This is a genomic window from Vibrio sp. HI00D65, assembly GCF_001635455.1.
Classification (GTDB): Bacteria; Pseudomonadota; Gammaproteobacteria; order Enterobacterales; family Vibrionaceae; genus Vibrio.
The window spans coordinates 1-500 of the sequence record NZ_LWEH01000147.1 but is presented as its reverse complement, the minus strand read 5'-3'; the positions used below and the strand labels follow the sequence as shown (position 1 = coordinate 500).

The window sequence follows — 500 nt, the reverse complement described above, 5'->3', positions numbered from 1 at the left end:
TGCATCTTTTACACCTTGTACTTGTCCTTTTGTTAAAGTTATTGTAGTCATTAGTAATACTCCCTTTGTTCCGTGTTNNNCGGTTCATCGTAATAGTCATCGGGAAGTTTTACAAAGTTGCCTTGACGGTATCTCATGAGAGCTTGCGTAGTTGAATCTACGTAGTCATCATGGTCGCCAAAAGGGAACGCCGCACACTCCTCTATAACGTCCTCGGCCCATCTTTCATCTGGTACCCAAACTTGGCCAGACTCAAACATAGGCGCTACTGAATTAACCCTTACATGTTTATCATTACCCCTGCTNGGTGTAAAGTTAACAACAGGTATTCCAGACGATCTTAGCTCATCTGTCAACGGAAGTCCAGAAGCTTTTGCTTCCACGATCACCGTTTCGGGTTCCCAGTATTTGTATTTATCCATAGCGATTTTTTTGAGTTCTGTAAACTCCCATCTTCCTTTTTCTGCATCTAGTAATATTATTTGCGGATTACCTCTACG

The 500-nt window shown here is 42.1% G+C and carries 1 protein-coding gene; it reads right to left on the bottom strand.

What is annotated here, in order from left to right:
* Positions 1-50: 50 nt before the first annotated feature.
* A complete protein-coding gene (terL, locus tag A3712_RS12595; RefSeq protein WP_443083594.1) occupies positions 51-479 on the bottom strand; it encodes a phage terminase large subunit in 429 nt (142 codons plus the stop codon).
* Between the last annotated feature and the right edge of the window lie 21 nt (positions 480-500).